A 20,425-nucleotide genomic window follows, 5' to 3' on the forward strand; every position below is an offset into this window, starting at 1 on the left:
GAAAGTTGGCTCATTTCTTGGTGGAGATTGGGCGGAACCACAGTTCCGGAGGCGTTCGGATCTCGCGGATCGCCCGTGATGAACGTAGTTGCGAGCGCGCACGCAATCTGTAACCCTGGGCGTCTCACTTCGCACCAGTCACAGCCGTTTCATACGTGGGAGGCTCTATGTCCGTCTCCGTCTCCGGCCCTGTCTCCGTCTCGGCCTGGCAGACCGCCGCGGCCTGCGCGGGGCTGCCGCCCGAGGTCGTCTTCGCCAAGAAACCCAAGGAGGCCGCCCCCGCCCTGCGCGCCTGCGCCTCCTGTACCGTGCGGGCCCGCTGCGAGCAGGCCGTGGCCCCGGCCGACAGTTGGTTCGACGGCGTCTGCGGTGGCCGCCTGTGGCGCCGCGGCCGTCCGGTCACCCCGCGCGGAGGCTCCGTTGCCTGACCGTCAGCACGCGGCCCCCGCCGGCACTTCCCGTACCGACGCCGACCAGGCCGCCCTGTGGACAGCCGCCCTACTGCGGCACTTCCCCGAGCTGGCCACCGAACTCGTCCCCGGCCGCACCACCCCGGGCCGCCGCCCCGCCGCCCGGCCCCCGGCGGACTTCGCCGACCGGCTCCGTGAGGAGCGGGCCGAGGCGCTGCTCCTCCAGCAGTGCCACGGACTCGTCGCGCCGGGGCCGAGCGCGGCCCCGCTGCGCCTGCACATCTCCGACACCATCCGCGACATCACCGATGGCGTGGTCGAACTGGAGGAGGCCGTGCGCGAGCGGCTCGGCCTGCCCCGCGTACGCCACGCGCCCGTGCCGGAGCGGCTGCGCCGGATCGCCGCCCTCCTCGACGACGTCGCCGCCGACCCGGTGCTCGTCGCCCATGTGCGCGACGAGACCCGCAGGATGGCCCGGCGCTGCGCCCGCGTCCTCGGTGACACCGAGACGGTGGTGCGTGTCTCCGGGCGCTGCCCCTGGTGCGACTCCGTCTCACTGCGGGCCTTCCCGGAGCGCGACGCCGTGCTGTGCGTGAACCCGGGCTGTCGCTGCACCGCGCAGGACTGCGGCTGCCATGACGACCCGTCCTACCGGCACACCTGGAACGAGGGCGTCCTACGGGAGGGGCGGCGCCGATGACGCGTACCGAGCTGCCGACGCTGATCCCCGGCCCGCTCGCCGCCCAGGAAGCGGGGGTGGCCCCCGCGACCATCCGCAAGTGGGTGCAGCTGGGACACCTCAGGGCGGCGGGCAAGACGGGCCGCGCCGCACTGTTCCGCCTGGAGGACGTGTTCGCGGCGGAGCGCGCCACCAGCGGCCGGAAGCGCCGCTGAGCCGCGGGGCGGTCACCCTCGGGAACGTGGGGGGTGGCCGCCCCGCGCGGCGTTGACGCATGATGGAGGACACAGACAGCCGGTTCGGGGGAGTTGGTCTCGTGTCGCATCCGTCGTGGCAGTCGGCACCCTGGCCGCCGCAGCACGGCCAGCAGCCGTCGATGCTCGCCGCGCACGCCGACCGGGAGCGGGCGGTGGATGTGCTGCGGGCCGGGTTCGCCGAGGGGCGGATGCCGCAGGGGGAGTACGAGAAGCGGGTCGAGCGGGCCTATCAGGCGCGGACCGTGGGCGAGCTGAGCGTGCTGGTCGCGGATCTGCCGCAGGGGCCTGTGCCGCAGCAGCAGATGCAGATGCCGATGCCGATGATGGGGGCGCCCGTGCCGCGGACGTTCCTGCCGGCGCCGCCGCTGCCCGCCCCGACCAACGGCAAGGCCGTAGGGGCGCTGGCGTGCGGGGTGACGGCGGTCTTCTCGGTGGGCCTGACCGGGATTCCGGCGGTGGTGCTCGGGCACATGGCGCGGGCGGAGATCAGGCGGAGCGGGGAGCAGGGCGACGGTATGGCCGTGGCCGGGCTCGTGCTCGGGTGGCTTTCGGTCGCGGGCTGGGTGTTGTTCCTCACGCTCGCGATCGTGGCCGCGACCGCAGGGCCCGCCTGAGCTGCGCCCGGCGTGTCCTGGCTGTGGGGTATTTGTTTTGACCACAGCGTATGAGGTAGGTACGCTCAGACCTTGTGCCTGGGGTGTGCCTGGGCTCGTGTGCGTGTCCTCAACCGCATGACGGGCCCCGATCGTTTTCGATCAAGGTCACCGCATCCTGCCGCCTTCCCGCCATTGCGCGGGGGTCTGCAGTGTTCGACACACCCGACCGCGTGGGTCGGAGGCGTTCCAGGTTAGCTTTACTATTCGGCACACAGAAACCGGAGAAGTAGTGCCTACGATCCAGCAGCTGGTCCGGAAGGGCCGGCAGGACAAGGTCGAGAAGAACAAGACGCCCGCGCTCGAGGGTTCGCCCCAGCGTCGTGGTGTCTGCACGCGTGTGTTCACGACCACCCCGAAGAAGCCGAACTCGGCCCTCCGTAAGGTCGCGCGTGTGCGTCTGACCTCCGGTATTGAGGTCACGGCCTACATTCCGGGTGAGGGACACAACCTGCAGGAGCACTCCATCGTGCTCGTGCGTGGCGGCCGTGTGAAGGACCTGCCCGGTGTTCGTTACAAGATCATCCGCGGTTCGCTCGACACCCAGGGTGTCAAGAACCGCAAGCAGGCCCGCAGCCGCTACGGCGCCAAGAAGGAGAAGTAGAAATGCCTCGTAAGGGCCCCGCCCCGAAGCGCCCGGTCATCATCGACCCGGTCTACGGTTCCCCTCTGGTGACCTCCCTCATCAACAAGGTGCTGATGAACGGCAAGCGCTCCACCGCCGAGCGCATCGTGTACGGCGCCATGGAGGGTCTGCGCGAGAAGTCGGGCAACGACCCGGTCATCACGCTGAAGCGCGCGCTGGAGAACATCAAGCCGACCCTCGAGGTCAAGTCCCGCCGTGTCGGTGGCGCCACCTACCAGGTGCCGATCGAGGTCAAGCCCGGTCGCGCCAGCACCCTCGCGCTCCGCTGGCTCGTCGGCTACTCCCGCGCCCGTCGCGAGAAGACGATGACCGAGCGTCTGACGAACGAGCTGCTCGACGCCTCGAACGGCCTCGGCGCTGCCGTCAAGAAGCGCGAGGACACGCACAAGATGGCCGAGTCCAACAAGGCCTTCGCGCACTACCGCTGGTAGTCGCTACCCACATCGAGACCGAGAGAAGACCGAAGCCTTATGGCTACCACTTCACTTGACCTGGCCAAGGTCCGCAACATCGGGATCATGGCCCACATCGACGCGGGCAAGACGACGACGACCGAGCGGATCCTGTTCTACACCGGTGTGTCGTACAAGATCGGTGAGGTTCACGACGGCGCTGCCACGATGGACTGGATGGAGCAGGAGCAGGAGCGTGGCATCACGATCACCTCTGCTGCCACCACCTGTCACTGGCCGCTCGAGGACAACGACTACACGATCAACATCATCGACACCCCGGGGCACGTCGACTTCACCGTCGAGGTGGAGCGCTCCCTGCGTGTCCTCGATGGTGCTGTGACGGTGTTCGACGGTGTCGCCGGCGTTGAGCCGCAGTCCGAGACGGTGTGGCGTCAGGCCGACCGTTACGGCGTGCCGCGCATCTGCTTCGTGAACAAGCTGGACCGTACCGGCGCCGAGTTCCACCGCTGTGTCGACATGATCGTCGACCGCCTCGGTGCGACTCCGCTGGTCATGCAGCTGCCCATCGGTGCCGAGGCCGACTTCCAGGGTGTCGTCGACCTCGTCACGATGAAGGCGTTCGTCTGGTCGGCCGAGGCCGCCAAGGGCGAGGCCTACGACATCGTCGACATCCCCGCCACGCACGTCGAGGCTGCCGAGGAGTACCGCGGCAAGCTGCTCGAGGCCGTCGCGGAGAACGACGAGGAGATGATGGAGCTGTTCCTGGAGGGCACCGAGCCCACCGTGGAGCAGCTGCACGCCGCCGTGCGTCGCATCACCATCGCCTCGGGCAAGGGCGGCGACACCACCGTCACCCCCGTGTTCTGTGGCACCGCGTTCAAGAACAAGGGCGTTCAGCCCCTGCTCGACGCTGTCGTGCGTTACCTGCCGACCCCGCTCGACGTCGAGGCCATCGAAGGCCACGACGTCAAGGACCCCGAGATCGTCGTCAAGCGCAAGCCGTCCGACGACGAGCCGCTGTCCGCTCTGGCCTTCAAGATCATGAGCGACCCGCACCTCGGCAAGCTCACCTTCGTCCGGGTTTACTCGGGCCGCCTGGAGTCCGGCACCGCGGTGCTGAACCCCGTCAAGGGCAAGAAGGAGCGCATCGGCAAGATCTACCGTATGCACGCGAACAAGCGTGAGGAGATCGAGTCGGTGGGCGCCGGTGACATCGTCGCCGTCATGGGTCTGAAGCAGACCACCACGGGCGAGACGCTCTGTGACGACAAGCAGCAGGTGATCCTGGAGTCCATGGACTTCCCGGCGCCTGTCATCCAGGTCGCCATCGAGCCGAAGTCCAAGGGTGACCAGGAGAAGCTGGGTGTTGCCATCCAGCGTCTCTCGGAGGAGGACCCCTCCTTCCAGGTTCACTCGGACGAGGAGACCGGCCAGACCATCATCGGTGGTATGGGCGAGCTTCACCTCGAGGTGCTCGTCGACCGCATGAAGCGCGAGTTCCGCGTCGAGGCGAACGTCGGCAAGCCGCAGGTCGCCTACCGCGAGACGATCCGTCAGGCCGTCGAGCGCGTGGACTACACCCACAAGAAGCAGACCGGTGGTACCGGTCAGTTCGCCAAGGTGCAGATCGCGATCGAGCCCATCACCGAGGCCGACGGCCCGGCGTACGAGTTCGTGAACAAGGTGACCGGTGGCCGTATCCCGCGGGAGTACATCCCGTCGGTGGACGCCGGTGCGCAGGAGGCCATGCAGTTCGGCATCCTTGCCGGCTACGAGATGACTGGTGTTCGCATCACGCTTCTCGACGGCGCCTACCACGAGGTCGACTCCTCCGAGCTCGCCTTCAAGATCGCCGGTTCGCAGGCGTTCAAGGAAGGCGCGCGCAAGGCAAAGCCCGTGCTGCTCGAGCCGATGATGGCCGTCGAGGTCACCACGCCCGAGGACTACATGGGCGATGTCATCGGTGACATCAACTCCCGCCGTGGCCAGATCCAGGCCATGGAGGAGCGCAGCGGCGCTCGCGTCGTGAAGGGCCTCGTGCCCCTCTCGGAGATGTTCGGCTACGTCGGAGACCTCCGCAGCAAGACGTCGGGTCGCGCAAGCTACTCAATGCAGTTCGACTCCTACGCCGAGGTTCCGCGGAACGTCGCCGAGGAGATCATCGCGAAGGCCAAGGGCGAGTAACTCAATCGAGTTCACGCTTTAGGCTTGACTCCGGAGTCTCTCGGGGCATTTCACGACAACCGTCGCGGATTGCCCCGGGGCCCCGGGCATCCCAGCAAAGATCACCTGGCGCCGATGAAGCAAGGCGTACAGAACCACTCCGCAGGAGGACCCAGTGGCGAAGGCAAAGTTCGAGCGGACTAAGCCGCACGTCAACATCGGCACCATCGGTCACATCGACCACGGTAAGACGACCCTCACGGCCGCCATTACCAAGGTGCTGCACGACGCGTACCCGGACCTGAACGAGGCCTCGGCCTTCGACCAGATCGACAAGGCTCCCGAGGAGCGCCAGCGCGGTATCACGATCTCGATCGCGCACGTCGAGTACCAGACGGAGACGCGTCACTACGCGCACGTCGACTGCCCCGGGCACGCCGACTACATCAAGAACATGATCACGGGTGCCGCGCAGATGGACGGCGCCATCCTCGTGGTCGCCGCCACCGACGGCCCGATGCCGCAGACCAAGGAGCACGTGCTCCTGGCCCGCCAGGTCGGCGTTCCGTACATCGTCGTCGCCCTGAACAAGGCCGACATGGTGGACGACGAGGAGATCCTGGAGCTCGTCGAGCTCGAGGTGCGTGAGCTCCTCTCCGAGTACGAGTTCCCGGGCGACGACCTGCCGGTCGTCAAGGTTTCCGCTCTGAAGGCCCTTGAGGGCGACAAGGAGTGGGGCAACTCGGTCCTCGAGCTCATGAAGGCCGTGGACGAGAACATCCCGCAGCCCGAGCGCGACGTCGACAAGCCGTTCCTGATGCCGATCGAGGACGTCTTCACGATCACCGGTCGTGGCACGGTCGTCACCGGTCGTATCGAGCGTGGCATCCTCAAGGTCAACGAGACCGTTGACATCGTGGGTATCAAGCAGGACAAGACCACCACCACGGTCACCGGCATCGAGATGTTCCGCAAGCTGCTCGACGAGGGCCAGGCCGGTGAGAACGTCGGTCTGCTCCTCCGTGGCATCAAGCGCGAGGACGTCGAGCGCGGCCAGGTCATCATCAAGCCGGGTTCGGTCACGCCGCACACCGAGTTCGAGGCGCAGGCGTACATCCTGTCGAAGGACGAGGGTGGCCGTCACACCCCCTTCTTCAACAACTACCGCCCGCAGTTCTACTTCCGTACCACGGACGTGACCGGCGTCGTGACCCTCCCCGAGGGCACCGAGATGGTCATGCCGGGTGACAACACTGAGATGACCGTTGAGCTCATCCAGCCCGTCGCCATGGAAGAGGGCCTGAAGTTCGCCATCCGTGAGGGTGGCCGGACCGTCGGCGCCGGCCAGGTCACCAAGATCAACAAGTAAGCATCGCTTACCTGTTGGGCTTGACGCCTGGTAGCTCCTAGAGCTCTGAAAGGGCCCGTACGACTTCGGTCGTACGGGCCCTTTTGCGTGCGCCGTGGGGCCGGGCCTCAGGTGCCCGTCGCCCAGCGCACCGCGGCGACCACCACGAGGACCGCGGCCGGGGCGACCCACGGCCAGCCCATGGCCCGGCGGACCGAAGGCAGCAGCCCCAGCAGGATGACCGCGCCGGCCAGGACCATGGTGACGAGGCACGCCACTTCGATGCCGCGGTACGCGTCGGCGTCCCAGCCACCTGACGGGCGGATCGTCACCGCCGTCCAGCAGAACCAGGCCGCGAGCAGCGTGAGCAGGGTGAACGGGACGGCGAGCACGAGGCGCAGGCAGCCGCGGTCGGCGCCGTCGGGGTGGGCGGTGGGGTGGCTCATGGGCGCAGCGCGCTCCTTGCGTCGTCCAGATTGTTGCTGAAGCCCCGCCCATAGGCCTGGGCGTCGTCGGACGCCCAGTAAGGACCGCCGTTGTAGCGGGCGGCGAGCTCCTGGTACTGGGCCGGGGTCATCTCCTCCGGTGGCACATCCGCGAAGTCGCTCTCCGCCTTCAGCTGGGCCAGGTACTCAGAGGCGATGAACATGTTCTGCCCGGGGTCCTGAAGGGCGTCCTCCACCATGCCGCGCTGCTGGTCGGTGAGGTGATCGGGGTCGTAGCCGAGGACCTCGGCCCCGCGTCTGACCTGGATGGCGATGGGCCCCATCGAGGTGTTGTCGGGGTCGCCGCCGAGCCGCCAGGGCAGGTTCTCCGGCGCGATCGGGCTCAGCGGGGAGTCGGCCTGCTCGCGGAGGGTGTCGGTGATGTCGTCGAGGATGCCGGGCTGTCCGCCGATCTCCTGCCAGGCGATCCCGGCGACCATGTCCGGCGGCAGCCCCGAGTTGCGGGCCGCGGCGTTGATGATGTCCTTGTTCGCCGTGATCCACTCCGCGCGCTCCTGCGCGGTGCCCGGCGGGTCCCAGTAGCTGTCGCGCGCGCCGGGCAGACTCGCGACCTGAAGCCGGATGTCGCGCAGCGTCGGCGAGACGATCTGGTCCCCGGCGATCGGGTAGTAGTCCTGCTTGGGGCCGCTGCCGGGCAGCTGCGTGAGCGGGTTCGAGCTCGCCTCGGCCGCCTCCCGGCGCAGCGCGGGGATGGCCGCGACGAGGTCGTTGCGGCCTGCCGTGTACGTACGGAACTCCGGCAGCATGTCGTACGCCTGCTTCAGCCGGTGCACACAGAGGTCGCGGGCCTCCTTCTCGGTGGTCTTGGCCAGGTGGAAGTCGCCGCCCGCCGCGTCGTGCAGCCGGTTCGCCTCGTCCTTGATGTCGTCGACGTCCATGGTGAGTTCGGCGAAGAAGTCCATGACACCGGTGGTCGCCCGCATGTCCTCCCACTGCCGCATGGGCTCGGCCTCCTGGGCCTCGCGGGTGACGGCCGTGCCCTTGGTGTGGATCAGGTCGGCGAGGGCCTGCTCGTTCGACCTGCCGTTGGAGTAGTGGGCCTTCGCGGCCTCCAGCGCGGTCGCGTAATCGCGTAGGGCGGTGGCGGCCTTGTCGTAGCCGTCGGCGAGCAGCGTCAGGAGCTTTCGGCTCTCCTTCAGCCGGCCCTCGTAGTGCGTGCTGCCCTCGCTCTTCCACCGCGTGTGCTTCTCGGCCCGCTCGGCGGACGGATCCACCGACGTGAGCAGGTCGTGTACGCGCTTGAACTCGTCGGCGTTGCGCTCGACGAGCGGCGGGCTGCAGCCATCCAGGAACTCGACGTCCTTGCGGTGACTGATGCCCGTGCTCATCGCGCCTCCGGGGAGAGGTAGCTGCCCTCCAGGACCTGTTGCAGGAAGCGCTGTGCCGTGTCGTCCTCGATCTTCACAAAGTCACTGCCGACGGTGCGCAGTTTGGTGGAGAGCGCCGCGAACAGGGCGACCCCGTCCAGGTATTGGTCACCGGCGAAGGAGGCGAAGCGGATCACCTGTGCGGCGACGTCCTCGTGGGCCCGGGGATCACGGGCCAGTGTGGTGAGTTCGGCGTCGGGCCGGCCCTCCTGGAGGAGACCGGCGATCTCGATCAGCAGGTTCGCGTTGCCGTTGATGGATTCGGTCTCGGCGATCAGCGTGCCGGCTGCCGGCGCGCCCGGTCCCGCGCTGTTGCCGCCGGCCTCCGGCGGGAGCTGGTTGAGCTGCATTCCGGTCGAGCGCCGCTCCAGGGCGTCGGCCTTCAACTGGGCCCACTCCTCGTCGAATGACATGTAGTCCCCCTAGGCGATCCGCCCCCGTGACGGACCGTGACCCGATCATGACATCGGGGCGGGCGGCTGAGGACCCCCGGCGCGGCAGCATTTTGCTGCGCATCGTGCAGCGGTCAGGCCTTCGCCTGCGTCGGTCGCCACAGCCACGGGCGGGCGTCCGGGGAGAGGCCTGCCACGGTGGGGCCGCGGCTGCCAGCGGTGAGTGCCGGGCCGTCCAGGGTGGCCGGGGCGGTGGCCGGGCGGGTGATGCGGCCGTCCTGGAGGAGCTGGACGCGGCCGGCGGTGTCGCGGCCGAGGAGGTAGGGGCCGGCCGCTGTCACCGGGCCGTAGCCGGGGAAGTGCACGGCAGGGCCGCCCGGGGACAGGAGGCGCGCGGAGGCCGGCGGACGGTAGTAGAGGCGGCTGCCCGCGGCGGCTATCGCGTCCGCGGGGGTGGGCAGGCCGGTGAGCGGGTCAGGGCCTTCCGGGGTCCAGTGGTGGACGGTGTAGTGCCCGGGGGCGTACACGTGCACCTGGCGGTCGTCGCCGATCACGGCCGTGAGGCCGTCCTGGACCGGGCCGCCGCCGAGGTCGCGCCAGGGCGACCAGGTGCCCGACGACGCGCGGATCCGCGTGCTGATTCCCTGGTCGGCGTTGCGTACGAAGAGGTGGACGCGGCCGTCGGGAGCGGTGACCGCCACCGGGACGCCGATGCGGCGGCCGCGGTCGGCGTCGACCTCGGGGTTGCCGAGGCTCGTCCAGGAGCCGTACTTGCGCGGGCCGCGCTGTTCCAGGAGCACGATCTCGCGGAGGTCGGTCGCGCCCCTGCCCTCGATCGCGGCGAGGCGAAGGCCGAACAGCAGGGCGCGGCCGTCGGGGAGCGTGGCGCTGCCAAGGGCCGGGGCGAGCGGGCCGCCGCCGAGGTCGACCGGGGCGCCGAACGCCCCGGCCGCCTGCTCGTCGTAGCGGACCGCGCGCAGGCCGAGAACGCCGTACGCGGTGAGCCGTCCGTCGGCGTTCGGGTGGAGGGCGAGGCGCGGGCCGGGGTAGCGGTAGTGGGTGGCGCGGACCCAGCCCTTGCGGTTGGTGAGGGGGCGGTCGCCGCCGACGTTGTAGTCGCCGCAGCCGGCCGGGTTGCCGCACTGCCAGTCGGGCCCGGCGCCGTACGGGACCAGGTGCGCGGCCTTCTGGTCCAGGACCTGCGGCGGGAGGTTCTTCGGCCAGTGGTGGTTGTAGTAACCGCGGAAGGCGGTGGCCACGAACGGGGGCGGGCCGCCCTTGGCCTGCTGTGCCCAGCGGATCAGCGCGGCCCAGCTGAAGCAGGCCACGGCGGTGTGGTCGGCGTGGTCGGAGTAGCCGATCTGCTCGCTGTCGCGGAGCTGGGTGATCCGGTCGCTGTCCTGGATGTCGGGGTCCGGGTCGAGGGTCTGCACGAGCGTCGGCCGGTACCGCTCGAAGAGCTCCACGAGGACGGCGACCAGGGACTCGTAGTCGTACGTCTGGACCGTGCGCAGCGGCGAGGCCTCCGGGACGAGGGTGCGCAGCAGCAGACCGCGGTCGCGCCACAGCGCGGGCAGGCCCATGTGTCCGGCCGGGGTGTGCATCGCGAGGTCGAGATGGACCAACTCGACGCGGCGGCCCCGGTTCTCGAGGGTGCTGACCTCCGCCTGGAAGCCGTTGCGGAGGCGGATGACGCCGTTGTTCCAGCGAGTGAAGACGGGCAGCCCGAGCTGGGTGGCGTACGACTGGCGCAGGCCTTGGTGGCGGGCCGCGGAGTAGGCCGCCTTGTCAGGGCGGGGAGCCCGGTCGGTCGGCGTCTTGTTCATGCCGTTGGCCTCGCCGGCCGTGACGTACACGCAGACGAGCGGGGTGCCGGCCTCCAGCGAGTGCTGCGTGTCGGGGTTCATGAAGTACAGGTCGTCGTCGGGGTGGGCGAGGACCTGGAGCAGCAGGGCGTGCTCGGCCTGGGCGGCGGGGCGGCCGGTCGCGGGGGAGGGGGCGGTGGTGTGCGGCGGAGGCGCGGGGGCGACGCGGGAGCAGGCGCTGAGCGAGCCGGCGGCGGCGAGAGCGGCGCCGCCGGCGAGGAGACCGCGGCGCGAGACGCCCCGGGGCAGCCCCTGGGATATCAGGGGCAGCCCCCGGGATATCGCTCTCTTAACAGGCTTTTCGGACCCTGATGTCGCAGGTCGCTTCCGCACGGTGACGCTCACTCCGTCCGCTGGTGAGGCAGCGGTCGGTCTGTCGCGCGCGCCTCTGTTCAGGTGTTCGGTGTTTCACCTGGATAGAGGGGGGAAAGGGGATTCGGGTTCCATGCGCGTACATGTTCCGTTCACTCGGAACGAGCAGACGCAGTGGGGCGCCGCGAGTGTTCACGCGGTGGAGTGAGGCGAGTTCTCAGTGTCGTTCGCCTGGTCGGCCGAAGCGCCGATGAAGCAGGCGTTCCCGCTGTGCTCCGCCCAGAACGAGGCGTACGGGTGCGGAACCAACGCCCCCTCTGGGATCATCTGTACGAATACCGTGGCGGCCGTGCGACAGGCTGCGGAGTGTGTGAGGGGAGGGATGCTGCGCGATGAGTGGACACGTCGGGAACCCCAAAGACCTGCGGGTCAAGGACGAGGACCTCACGAAGCTCGGCAAAGACCTCGACGGTATGCAGGAGCACCTCACCAAACAGGTGCAACGGATGGACGGCATCGTCGACACCATCGAGGCGGGCTGGAAGGGACCTGCGGCGTCCGCGTACCGGGACTTCCACCGGGCCGCCGCTGAAGACGCGGTCCGTATCCGTGAGGTGATGAAACTGATCGAATCGGCCGTGCGGATGAGCAGGGAAGGCTTCACCGAGCGGGAGTTGGATGTGCTCCAGCAGATGCGCCAGATCAAGGTGGACATCGGTAGTGAGGTGGACCGCTTGTCCACTCCGAACTCCGAGCCCGACGATGGGCCTTTCCGGCCGCAGAGCAGCTTCGACGGGATGTAAAGCTGAACGGCACCGTATTGCACGGCTCATGACCGACGGGGACCCATGCCTGCCACTGACGACGATCACATAACCGCGCGCCTGGCGACACTCCAGCACCTGTCGGGTGAGTTGGAGGAAATCCTCAAACAACTCAACGAGAGGCTCGGCGACCTCTTCGAGCGAGTGGAACCGGTCGTCCTGTCTTGGAGCGGGGAGGCCCGTGAGGCCTTCATCGACAAGCTCGACGAGTGGGACCGGTCCGCCAAGGACCTCCAGGCATCGCAGAAATGGCTGCACGAGGTGGTCACCACTGGGCATGTCAATTACGCCGCCGCCCACCGGGCGGTACTGCGCGGTTGGGGCGGTGCTTGATGGGAACCCCCGCTCAGGGCGGCACCATCGACGTCAAACCCTCCAACCTGCATCAGGTGGCAGGAGGGTTCTCCGGTCAGCAGACGCCCTTCGACAAGGCGGCCAAGGACCTGATCACCGCGTTGAAGGAGTACCCGGACGCCGGCGGTTACGGCACCGCTGCTCAAGGTTTCGCCACGGCGTACGTCAAGGCGGGCAACCGCTTCCTCGACGTGTGGGCCAGGTCCGTGGCCAGTATCGGGGGCGCGGCGGTCGGCTTCGCCACGACGGCCAACAACTACTCCAAGGCGGAGGCCGCCAACGACGCCTCAGGCCGGACCCAGCCGCAGACCCAGCCACCGCCCGTCGTTATCGACAAGCCACCCAAGTACGAGTCGGTCCCCGACCTCAAGTGGGGGGACGACGACGGCGGTGACGACTTCATCCGCTCGCTCCTGGAGTGGGTACCGGATGTGGTGTGGCACATCATTCGTCCGCTCCTGGAGCACGCATTCCGCTGGGGCAAGGTCGCCGACGTCTATCCGTACCCTCAACAGCACTACCTCAACTCGCTCTCGCAGGACTGGTCGAACATGACCATGACGCTGTCCATGACCGAGAGCGGGCTGACCGGACTCGTCGACAGCATCACGCTGCAGAGCAACAGCGAGTGGTACGACGCCATGCGACAGTTCTGCAGCTCGCTGTGGGGGACCACAGCCTGGGGCAAGTCGCAGGTCGGCTACGAGTGGAAGCACGACAGTTCCGCCGGCCAGACGGCTACCCATCCTGTGATGACAGTTCTGTTCGACACCGCGATGAAGATCAGTGACCTGCTGCGCGAATTCGCCGAGGCCGCGGTCGACCTGAACCACAAAGTCTGGAAGATCTACTTCGATGCCGTAAAGCAGGCGGTCGGCGACATAGACCTGAGTGACGGGGTCGACCTCAAGGACCTCAAAGAGGGCGCGAAGGGCGTCGGGCGGTTCCTTAAGGGCGTGGTCAAAGGTGGAGCCGAACTCAGCGTTGAGATCACTCTCAATATCGACACCGCCGCGCTCAATGCGGTCGTAGAGGCGTACAACCAGCGGGTCAACGCGCTGACTCCGAGATTGAGTGCGCTCGACGACGCCCTCGACGAGGCCTACCTCAGCGCTCCTGCCTACGCCGCGGAAGAGGCGCGAGCCGAGGCATTCGGGACACGGGCCCTCAACGATTTCAAGCACGAACAGCAGTGGACGAAAAGTGGGGACACGCAGAACGGCGTCTACAAGCTCGATCTGGCCAACAATGAGTGGCTCGGCGGCGGCCACACCCTGGACAAGCACGTGGGAAAGACGGACGCGCAGCTTGCCCAACGACTACGGGATCAGGGAACTCCTCCTACTGAGACATGGGAGCATGGTAAGCCGTCGATCGGCGCTGCTTCCACCTTCGCTACCGCGGAACGTGCCCAGGAACTGACGCAGTACAACATTGACAAGAACAGCGCAGATATCAAGGCGTGGCTCGATGACCCGGGCCGCGACCCCAGGCACCCTCTCAAAATAGACGCGCCGAACGGCGAATACAGTGGCCGTAGTGTGACGAAGCAGCCCAATGCCGTGAACGGTCAGGGATTCAAGTACGAAGGGCTTAAGGCGGAGGCCATTCCGGTCAAGGGCGTGCGGACCATCCTCAAGTACGACCCGTCGCTCGACCCGCCCTTCGTAGTGCTGACGTCGATGCCGGAATGACGGACGGCCGGGCAGATCTTTCGCGAACAGAGCAACCGAACGACCCTGGAGCAGCCATCAATCCGCACGCGGATCTCCCGTCCATGACGTGGACCAACATGGACCCTTCGACGCACCCCTTCGATCCTGATCGTGCGCTCGACGAGGTACGCACAGTGGTGGCTTCCACCGACCCGGAGTCGGGCCGGCCGCGTGGCCTCTGGTCGGACGAGTCGGTCGCCCGGGGGCTGGCCGAGCACTTCGGGGCGTGGGCGTACGGCTGGCTGGGCGCGGCGCAGGAGTACCCCGACTCCGGGTCCGTCATCACGAGACTGCCGCCCAGTGGGCTCGGGGCCGGGAACCTGGACGCGCAGGCGCAGCGGTACACCAGCGCACTGGTGCAGTGGCGAGCATGGCTGGAGGACCTTGCCGGCGCTTTCGCACGGCTCGCTCCCGACACGGACGCCGACGCGGGCGACGTGCGCCGTCGGCGTGAGCACGGGGTGGCTCCTCTCGTGACGCTCGTCGTCGAGCGCACGCGGGCCGGGGAGCTGTGGCGTGGCACCTGTGCGCAGGCGCTCGGATGGTTCTTCGAGTACACGGGTATGTCGGCCGAGGATGCGGAGGATCTTGCGGACGAGGTCGTGGACTCCCACTTCGAGAGCTGGGTCGCGCCGGACAAGGAGGCGCTCGACCGTGCTCGGAGCGCTGTCGGAGAGCATGGTGCGTGACGACCTGGAGTCCTGGATACGGGTGCGGTCCCGCGTCCCATGGGATCTCGCGGCGCCCGAGGTGGCGGGGCCGATGGCCGGGCATCGAGACGGAATCGCTGCGGCAGCGGACGCGGGGGACTCGGCGCGAGCGGACAGGTTCCGCGCGGCATGGCGGCTGGCCCGGGCAGACGCCGAGGCGTCCCGCCCACTCGGCTTCTGTCTCCTGGAGAAGTGGCAGAGGCAGGTCATCAGCCGGGACGACATCGCTTTTCGCACTCTTCCCGCATTCGCCAAAGGCGGGCGGGAACGCTACGGCCTGACCGCGTCCGTCCCAGAAGTGTTCGACGACTGTCTTACGCAGGCCACGGAAGCCGGTTCCGCGGTGCCCCTGCCGGCCAGAGCGGCCCGCGCCTACCTCGACGTCTGCTTCTTCCATCCGTTCGACGACGGAAACGGGCGGGCGGCTCTGCTGGCTCTGGGGTTCGTCCTGGCGCGCGAAGGTGTCGTCCTGGACGAGGTGGGGCCGGTCCAAGTGCGCAGATACGCCGATGATCCAGCGGGCGCGCAGGCGCTGGCCCGCCTTGTGCACGTCCTGGCGACAGCAGCCGCGAATCGTGGTTCGCGCCCTGTCTCTCTTCCAGCAACTCCGATCGCGACCTGGCGGTGACCGTGCCGACAACTCCCGTACGAGCGAAGAGCTCGACCTACCCCGACCGTGAGACCGCGCAGTGGGCGACCCAGCAGGTCGTCACCGCCAACGAGCAGTACATTCACCGGTGGCTCGCCCAAGGGACTCGTCCCAGGTTGGTCATCGAGGCGGCCTGGCCCTCTCGCCCCGATCCCGTGGGGCGGGTGCTGCTTCAAGCGATGATGCTGGCCGGACGGGAACCCGTCGATGTGCGTGCGGCCCGTGTGATTCTCAAGCGCGAGCCGTCGAGTCCGCACGGCTTCGTCGTGCATGCCACGTTCCCGATCTACCTGTAGAGGCCCGGCCGCCATGCCCATGAATCCGCTCGAACATGACCGTCGCTACGGCGAGTTGGACCAGGTGCTGCGTGCGTACGTCGGTCAGCCCGCCGACGACACGGAGGATAGGCCGGGTGTTGCCCTCACCGCCTACCTGCGTCTCACCTGGCACACCCGCCCGTGGGCGCTCGGTACGGCGGAGTCCCAGCTGCGCGAGTACGCGCGCAACCCTCCGGGCGCGTTGCGGCTGCGCCTCGGCGAGTTCTATCCGGTTCCGGACGTCGGGCTGCCCGAGTCCGACCTGCAGAACTGGCTGTTCATGCTTGCGGACCACATCAAGCGCAGCGTGGAGGAGGGAGAGGTGCCGCCTCCCTCGGCGCCGGTCACCCACTGGGAATGGCAGACCCGGTTCCCCGAGCTCACGCAGTTTCTGGGCGGCTGGTTCTCGCAGGACATGCCGGACGAATTCGCTGATCATGACGCCGCTGTCGTGGATTACGTGTCTCAGGCGGCCCGGCCGTTGATTGCGCGCCTTGCCGGTGAGGTGCAGGAACTGCTGGATCTAGACCTTGAGGAGTCTGATCTGGCGGCCGCTCTCGCGGAGTTGGGCATGGAGGTGGATCCACCGTCGCCGTACGCACCGAGCCGGTGGCTGCAGTTGGTGGGCGGGCAGCTCAGTGGGCCGGTGGCGGAGTACCGGCCGCCTGGTTCTTGACCTTCCGTCCGTGATCGTCAGCCGCCGGGGCGCACGAGCACCGTCCGCCGGGCGCGATGATGTCGGCGCTCTTCGGGGCGAGGCTCTCGCTGGCGGCCGTCGTGGTCGGTGATGCCCTCCGCGCGGACGCGTACGGATTCGTGGAACCCCTCGAGGGTCTTGGTCTCCGCCGAGATCGTGTCGTCGTCCAGGACGTCCAGCATGCGCTGCATCGCCTGCGAGACGGGGTTGTGATCGGCGAACGCGTAGTCCTGGAAGAGGGCGTCGAAGACCGGCTTGGTGATGAGGTGCTGGGCGAGCATGTCGATGGCGTCGGAGTCGGTGACGCCAGGGTTTATGTTCGACCGCAGTTTCTCGACGAACTCCTCGAAAGCAGATGCCTTTTGAGGGTTCGTCAGGCCCGCCTTGATGCGGGCGACGTGGCGTTCGGCGATCAGGGCGATGTCCTTGGCCCACTGCTCCCGGTAGGTGGGCTCACCGACCTTGTCGACGATCCGCGCGTAGATGGCGGTGCGCCACGCCTCGTCGAATTCGAGGCGGTCCTGGATGTATTGGGCGGACTGCTTCTCGTTCTCCTTCTTCGCTTCCGCGCTCGCCTCAGTGCTGCTGCCGTCCTGGTCGCCCACCGACTCGTCACCGGCGCCGATCGTGCCGATCCCGATGGTGTTCGGGGCCTTCTTGTTGAGGTCGATCTGGTTGACGGACGCGTTGAAGCGGTCGTCGTGCGCGCGCAGCGCCTGGAGGACCTGCCAGACCGTCTTGAAGCGGCGGTTGTCGGCCAGTGCCTCCTCGGGGGACATCCCGGCAGGGACGGCTACGGGCAGGATGATGTACCCGTACCGCTTACCGGGGGACAGGCGCATCACACGGCCGACGGACTGCACGACATCCACGACGGAGTTGCGCGGCTGGAGGAACAGGACCGCGTCCAAGTTCGGGACGTCGACGCCCTCGGACAGGCAGCGGGCGTTGGAGAGGATGCGGGCGTTGTTCGGGCCCGGGTCCTGGTTCAGCCAGTCGAGGAGATCTTTGCGGCGCAGCGTGTTGAACGTGCCGTCGACGTGCTCGACCTCGCAGTTCAGGAGGTCGTCGTCGGCATCCTCGTACGAGGCGACGATCTCGTTGAAGTGCCTCGCGATCGCCTCGGAGTCCTTGATGGAACGGGCGAAGGCGACCGCCCGCTTCATCGGCTCCTCACCCGGTTCGAAGCCAGTTCCATCGCCGAAGGTGCCTGTGCGCTTCGCCAGGCCGTTCCAACAGCCGATGATCTTGGCGGTGTCGTCGAGGTTCAGCTCGGGCCCGCCGGCGGCCAGACCCTGCTGGTACGACTTGGCCACCACCTCCTGGTCGACAGTGAGGATCAGAACCCGGTAGTCCGTGAGCAGCCCCTGTTCCACGGCCTTGCCGAAGCCGAGCCGGTGGAACTCCGGGCCATACAGGCTCTCGTCGTCCATCGAGGCCAGGACCGCGGACTCGTCCTTGGCGTCGGCCTTGGTGTCCTCGTTGTAGAGACGCGGGGTCGCTGTCATGTAGAGACGGCGGGCGGCCTGGACGACCGTGTTGTCGTGGACGCGGACGAAGTTCGAGTCGTCGTGCCCCAGGAGCGTCACACCCGTCGTACGGTGAGCCTCGTCGCACAGGATCAGGTCGAACGCGCCGAGCCCCAACTCCTGCGCCTTCGCGATAGTGCCGATCGACTGGTAGGTCGAGAAGACGACGGTCAGGCCGGGGGGCACCTCGCCGCCGTCGACCGTCATCTGGTTCACCTGTGCCAGCGGACGGGCGGGGTCGGTCGTGGCGGGCAGCGCGAGATCATGCGTGGCCATGTCCAGGTCGTCGCTGTCCACCTGCCCGCGCGAGACCTTGGTGTCGGAGCAGACAGTGAAGGCGCGCATCGGCGTCTCGGTCTCGTACCGCCACTCCCGCAGGGTCTGCGACAGCAGGGCGATGGACGGGACGAGAAACAGAATCCGACTGTGATCCCCGTCACCATTGGCGGCACGCTCCGCCGCGAGGCGCTCCACGATCTTCAGACCGGTGAACGTCTTCCCGGTGCCGCACGCCATGATCAGCTTGCCGCGCTCGTGCTCCTCGAACCCCTGGAACACGGCGTCGATCGCCTCACGCTGATGAGGGCGAGGCGACTTCTTGCCGCGCAGTGAGAGCTCCACCTTGTCGGCATCGCCGCTCGAGGGCAGCCGCCACTCGATGGGGCTCGCCGAGATCTCCGACAGGCCGAGCCTCTGAACAGGAGGACGCTGATCCACCAGGGCCGCCTCGGCGTTCGGACCCCACTTGTCCGTGGTGGAGATGATCAGGCGATGAGCGAAGTCGCCCTGCCCGGAGGCGGCGAGAAAGGAGTCGATGCCCGCTCTGTGCACGGTGTGGTCAGGCTCGTAGAACTTGCACTGGATCGCCCACAGTGCGCCGGTCTCCCGTTCCTGGGCCACGAGGTCGATCCCCAGGTCCTGGTGCCCCGCTGTGGCGCCCGGCCACTCCCCGTACATCCACACGCGGCTGAACTGCTCGCTCCACAGCGGATCCGTACTGAGGAAGCGCACCATGAGGCGTTCGAAGGCGGTGCCGAGCTCACGATTCGTCTTCGCGTTCTCGCGGATGACACGAAGGACGTCGTGCACGGTGGTGGTCGGGAGGCTCGCTCTCTGCTCAGCGCGCAATGACGGAAGTGACGCCTGCAACGGCGGCGCCTTCGGCACAGTAGTCCGGACCACTGACAACAAGGGGGCATAAGTGGTCGAGTGGCGGGCCGCACACCCGGGGTTTGACCTCGGTCACACAGCGGGTAATCTCTACCGCTTCGATTGGCCCCCGGCATGCCCCGTATGGCAGACTGTCGGGGTTGCTCGGTTGAGTGCCGATGCTGCGCGCCTCCCGCCGGGAGGACCGGAAGCGAGTCCCACAGTACTCGTCGCCTTATCTGTCGCTTGCGGCAGCGCTGGGGCGGACGTACGGGAATCTTCCGGGAAGTGCAGTGAGGTGGCTCTGCCAGGCACCCGGTGGGTTTCTTCCCCCGGTCTTGCGGCCTTGGGCCGCAGCCCCCTTAGCAGGGAAATCCGTTCGGATATTTCTGTCAGCGGGACTGCGACACGCCCGACCGCGTGGGTCGGATGAAGTGTGAAACAGGGCCAACCGGGTTCCAGAGCGTCACAAGAGACAGGACTACTAAGTAGCCATGGCGGGACAGAAGATCCGCATCCGGCTCAAGGCCTACGACCACGAGGTCATCGATTCCTCGGCGAAGAAGATCGTCGAGACGGTGACGCGTACTGGTGCGTCGGTCGCGGGCCCGGTGCCGCTGCCTACCGAGAAGAACGTGTACTGCGTCATCAAGTCGCCGCACAAGTACAAGGACTCGCGCGAGCACTTCGAGATGCGCACGCACAAGCGCCTGATCGACATCCTCGACCCGACGCCGAAGACCGTTGACTCCCTGATGCGACTCGACCTCCCGGCCGGTGTCGACATCGAGATCAAGCTCTGAGGGCCGGTGATCTGAAGATGACTAAGCAGATCAAGGGCATCCTGGGCGAGAAGCTCGGCATGACGCAGGTGTGGGACGAGAACAACCGTGTTGTTCCGGTCACCGTCGTCAAGGCCGGTCCGAACGTTGTGACCCAGGTCCGTACGAATGACTCCGACGGCTACGAGTCGGTCCAGATCGCCTTCGGCGAGATCGACCCGCGCAAGGTGAACAAGCCCCTCAAGGGTCACTTCGCCAAGGCCGACGTCACGCCCCGTCGTCACCTCGTCGAGATCCGTACCGCTGGTGCCAGCGAGTACACCCTCGGCCAGGAGATCACCGCTGAGACCTTCGAGTCCGGCGTGAAGGTCGACGTCACCGCGAAGAGCAAGGGCAAGGGCTTCGCCGGCGTCATGAAGCGCCACAACTTCAAGGGTGGCAAGGCGTCGCACGGTGCCCACCGTGTGCACCGCATGCCCGGATCCATCGGTGGCTGTGCCACCCCCGGCCGTGTCTTCAAGGGCATGCGCATGGCGGGTCGCATGGGCAACGAGCGGGTCACCACCCAGAACCTGACCGTTCACGCCGTTGACGCGGAGAAGGGCCTGCTCCTCATCAAGGGCGCGGTTCCTGGTCCGAACGGCGGCCTCGTCCTGGTCCGCACCGCGGCCAAGGGGGCCTGAGG

General features: G+C 67.7%; 22 protein-coding genes. 17 read left to right on the plus strand and 5 right to left on the minus strand.

Features of this window, described 5'->3' with window-relative positions; genetic code table 11:
* Positions 1-167 precede the first annotated feature (167 nt).
* The 8 genes from ACIREE_RS07675 (at position 168) to tuf (ending at position 6,593) form a co-directional block, all read left to right on the plus strand.
* Positions 168-428, plus strand: coding sequence for a WhiB family transcriptional regulator (locus ACIREE_RS07675; RefSeq protein WP_404147744.1), 261 nt, complete (start codon positions 168-170; stop codon positions 426-428).
* On the plus strand, positions 421-1,110 hold the full coding sequence (locus ACIREE_RS07680; RefSeq protein ID WP_404147747.1) for a hypothetical protein: 690 nt from the start codon (positions 421-423) through the stop codon (positions 1,108-1,110). Before ACIREE_RS07675 ends, ACIREE_RS07680 begins: the two co-directional genes overlap by 8 nt.
* Complete coding sequence (locus tag ACIREE_RS07685; protein ID WP_404147750.1) at positions 1,107-1,304, plus strand: hypothetical protein; 198 nt, start codon at positions 1,107-1,109, stop codon at positions 1,302-1,304. The genes ACIREE_RS07680 and ACIREE_RS07685 overlap by 4 nt, the downstream gene beginning before the upstream one ends.
* A 101-nt stretch (positions 1,305-1,405) precedes the next feature.
* Positions 1,406-1,960: a DUF1707 and DUF4190 domain-containing protein gene (locus ACIREE_RS07690; RefSeq protein WP_404147752.1), complete on the plus strand. Its 555-nt coding sequence runs from the start codon at positions 1,406-1,408 to the stop codon at positions 1,958-1,960.
* Positions 1,961-2,231: 271 nt separating this feature from the next.
* Positions 2,232-2,603 carry a 30S ribosomal protein S12 gene (gene rpsL / locus ACIREE_RS07695; RefSeq protein ID WP_003948652.1) on the plus strand — a complete coding sequence of 124 codons (372 nt, stop codon included), beginning with the start codon at positions 2,232-2,234 and terminating at the stop codon, positions 2,601-2,603.
* Between the two features lie 2 nt (positions 2,604-2,605).
* Positions 2,606-3,076: a 30S ribosomal protein S7 gene (gene rpsG / locus ACIREE_RS07700; RefSeq protein ID WP_404147755.1), complete on the plus strand. Its 471-nt coding sequence runs from the start codon at positions 2,606-2,608 to the stop codon at positions 3,074-3,076.
* Positions 3,077-3,115: 39 nt separating this feature from the next.
* A complete protein-coding gene (gene fusA, locus ACIREE_RS07705; protein WP_404147757.1) occupies positions 3,116-5,245 on the plus strand; it encodes an elongation factor G in 2,130 nt (709 codons plus the stop codon).
* A 154-nt stretch (positions 5,246-5,399) separates the two neighbouring features.
* Positions 5,400-6,593, plus strand: a complete 1,194-nt coding sequence (gene tuf / locus ACIREE_RS07710; RefSeq protein WP_404147760.1) for an elongation factor Tu — start codon at positions 5,400-5,402, stop codon at positions 6,591-6,593.
* Between the two features lie 107 nt (positions 6,594-6,700).
* Here tuf and ACIREE_RS07715 read toward each other — a convergent pair whose 3' ends face one another.
* The 4 genes from ACIREE_RS07715 to ACIREE_RS07730 all read right to left on the minus strand — a co-directional run bounded on the left by ACIREE_RS07715 (position 6,701) and on the right by ACIREE_RS07730 (position 11,035).
* Positions 6,701-7,018 carry a hypothetical protein gene (locus ACIREE_RS07715; RefSeq protein ID WP_404147763.1) on the minus strand — a complete coding sequence of 106 codons (318 nt, stop codon included), beginning with the start codon at positions 7,016-7,018 and terminating at the stop codon, positions 6,701-6,703.
* Positions 7,015-8,406 carry a hypothetical protein gene (locus ACIREE_RS07720; RefSeq protein ID WP_404147766.1) on the minus strand — a complete coding sequence of 464 codons (1,392 nt, stop codon included), beginning with the start codon at positions 8,404-8,406 and terminating at the stop codon, positions 7,015-7,017. Before ACIREE_RS07720 ends, ACIREE_RS07715 begins: the two co-directional genes overlap by 4 nt.
* Positions 8,403-8,858 carry a hypothetical protein gene (locus ACIREE_RS07725; protein WP_404147768.1) on the minus strand — a complete coding sequence of 152 codons (456 nt, stop codon included), beginning with the start codon at positions 8,856-8,858 and terminating at the stop codon, positions 8,403-8,405. The genes ACIREE_RS07720 and ACIREE_RS07725 overlap by 4 nt, the downstream gene beginning before the upstream one ends.
* 113 nt (positions 8,859-8,971) lie before the next feature.
* Positions 8,972-11,035: a PIG-L family deacetylase gene (locus tag ACIREE_RS07730; RefSeq protein WP_404147771.1), complete on the minus strand. Its 2,064-nt coding sequence runs from the start codon at positions 11,033-11,035 to the stop codon at positions 8,972-8,974.
* 371 nt (positions 11,036-11,406) lie between these two features.
* On the opposite strand from ACIREE_RS07730, the gene ACIREE_RS07735 reads away from it, so the two are divergent.
* The 7 genes from ACIREE_RS07735 (at position 11,407) to ACIREE_RS07765 (ending at position 16,259) form a co-directional block, all read left to right on the plus strand.
* The gene (locus ACIREE_RS07735; protein ID WP_404147774.1) at positions 11,407-11,817 is read left to right on the plus strand and encodes a WXG100 family type VII secretion target; all 411 of its coding nucleotides are present in this window, start codon (positions 11,407-11,409) and stop codon (positions 11,815-11,817) included.
* A 45-nt stretch (positions 11,818-11,862) separates the two neighbouring features.
* On the plus strand, positions 11,863-12,171 hold the full coding sequence (locus ACIREE_RS07740) for a WXG100 family type VII secretion target (RefSeq protein WP_404147777.1): 309 nt from the start codon (positions 11,863-11,865) through the stop codon (positions 12,169-12,171).
* A complete protein-coding gene (locus ACIREE_RS07745) occupies positions 12,171-13,886 on the plus strand; it encodes an RNase A-like domain-containing protein (RefSeq protein ID WP_404147779.1) in 1,716 nt (571 codons plus the stop codon). Before ACIREE_RS07740 ends, ACIREE_RS07745 begins: the two co-directional genes overlap by 1 nt.
* An 83-nt stretch (positions 13,887-13,969) precedes the next feature.
* The gene (locus ACIREE_RS07750; protein WP_404147782.1) at positions 13,970-14,596 is read left to right on the plus strand and encodes a hypothetical protein; all 627 of its coding nucleotides are present in this window, start codon (positions 13,970-13,972) and stop codon (positions 14,594-14,596) included.
* Positions 14,562-15,245, plus strand: a complete 684-nt coding sequence (locus tag ACIREE_RS07755; protein ID WP_404147785.1) for a Fic family protein — start codon at positions 14,562-14,564, stop codon at positions 15,243-15,245. The genes ACIREE_RS07750 and ACIREE_RS07755 overlap by 35 nt, the downstream gene beginning before the upstream one ends.
* A gap of 2 nt (positions 15,246-15,247) precedes the next feature.
* Positions 15,248-15,562: an RNase A-like domain-containing protein gene (locus ACIREE_RS07760; RefSeq protein WP_404147788.1), complete on the plus strand. Its 315-nt coding sequence runs from the start codon at positions 15,248-15,250 to the stop codon at positions 15,560-15,562.
* 13 nt (positions 15,563-15,575) lie between these two features.
* Complete coding sequence (locus ACIREE_RS07765; protein ID WP_404147790.1) at positions 15,576-16,259, plus strand: contact-dependent growth inhibition system immunity protein; 684 nt, start codon at positions 15,576-15,578, stop codon at positions 16,257-16,259.
* 17 nt (positions 16,260-16,276) lie between these two features.
* Here the strand turns inward: ACIREE_RS07765 and ACIREE_RS07770 are convergent, their stop codons facing one another.
* Complete coding sequence (locus ACIREE_RS07770) at positions 16,277-18,937, minus strand: DEAD/DEAH box helicase family protein (RefSeq protein WP_404147792.1); 2,661 nt, start codon at positions 18,935-18,937, stop codon at positions 16,277-16,279.
* A 515-nt stretch (positions 18,938-19,452) separates the two neighbouring features.
* Here ACIREE_RS07770 and rpsJ point away from each other — a divergent pair.
* Positions 19,453-19,761: a 30S ribosomal protein S10 gene (gene rpsJ, locus ACIREE_RS07775; protein WP_003948644.1), complete on the plus strand. Its 309-nt coding sequence runs from the start codon at positions 19,453-19,455 to the stop codon at positions 19,759-19,761.
* A gap of 17 nt (positions 19,762-19,778) precedes the next feature.
* Positions 19,779-20,423 (plus strand): 50S ribosomal protein L3, encoded by a 645-nt coding sequence (rplC, locus tag ACIREE_RS07780; protein WP_404147795.1) that lies wholly within the window; start codon positions 19,779-19,781, stop codon positions 20,421-20,423.
* The last annotated feature ends 2 nt before the right edge of the window (positions 20,424-20,425 follow it).

The sequence above is a fragment of the Streptomyces sp. NPDC102467 genome (assembly GCF_044765445.1).
Taxonomy (GTDB): Bacteria; Actinomycetota; Actinomycetes; order Streptomycetales; family Streptomycetaceae; genus Streptomyces.

Excerpts from the sequence above, each read along its gene's own strand:
- ACIREE_RS07675 (WP_404147744.1), top strand. The coding sequence starts at position 168 with ATGTCCGTCTCCGTCTCCGGCCCTGTCTCCGTCTCGGCCTGGCAGACC.
- ACIREE_RS07685 (WP_404147750.1), top strand. The coding sequence starts at position 1,107 with ATGACGCGTACCGAGCTGCCGACGCTGATCCCCGGCCCGCTCGCCGCC.
- rpsG (WP_404147755.1), top strand. The coding sequence starts at position 2,606 with ATGCCTCGTAAGGGCCCCGCCCCGAAGCGCCCGGTCATCATCGACCCG.
- fusA (WP_404147757.1), top strand. The coding sequence starts at position 3,116 with ATGGCTACCACTTCACTTGACCTGGCCAAGGTCCGCAACATCGGGATC.
- ACIREE_RS07715 (WP_404147763.1), bottom strand. The coding sequence starts at position 7,018 with ATGAGCCACCCCACCGCCCACCCCGACGGCGCCGACCGCGGCTGCCTG.
- ACIREE_RS07720 (WP_404147766.1), bottom strand. The coding sequence starts at position 8,406 with ATGAGCACGGGCATCAGTCACCGCAAGGACGTCGAGTTCCTGGATGGC.
- ACIREE_RS07725 (WP_404147768.1), bottom strand. The coding sequence starts at position 8,858 with ATGTCATTCGACGAGGAGTGGGCCCAGTTGAAGGCCGACGCCCTGGAG.
- ACIREE_RS07735 (WP_404147774.1), top strand. The coding sequence starts at position 11,407 with ATGAGTGGACACGTCGGGAACCCCAAAGACCTGCGGGTCAAGGACGAG.
- ACIREE_RS07740 (WP_404147777.1), top strand. The coding sequence starts at position 11,863 with ATGCCTGCCACTGACGACGATCACATAACCGCGCGCCTGGCGACACTC.
- ACIREE_RS07745 (WP_404147779.1), top strand. The coding sequence starts at position 12,171 with ATGGGAACCCCCGCTCAGGGCGGCACCATCGACGTCAAACCCTCCAAC.
- ACIREE_RS07750 (WP_404147782.1), top strand. The coding sequence starts at position 13,970 with ATGACGTGGACCAACATGGACCCTTCGACGCACCCCTTCGATCCTGAT.
- ACIREE_RS07765 (WP_404147790.1), top strand. The coding sequence starts at position 15,576 with ATGCCCATGAATCCGCTCGAACATGACCGTCGCTACGGCGAGTTGGAC.
- rpsJ (WP_003948644.1), top strand. The coding sequence starts at position 19,453 with ATGGCGGGACAGAAGATCCGCATCCGGCTCAAGGCCTACGACCACGAG.
- rplC (WP_404147795.1), top strand. The coding sequence starts at position 19,779 with ATGACTAAGCAGATCAAGGGCATCCTGGGCGAGAAGCTCGGCATGACG.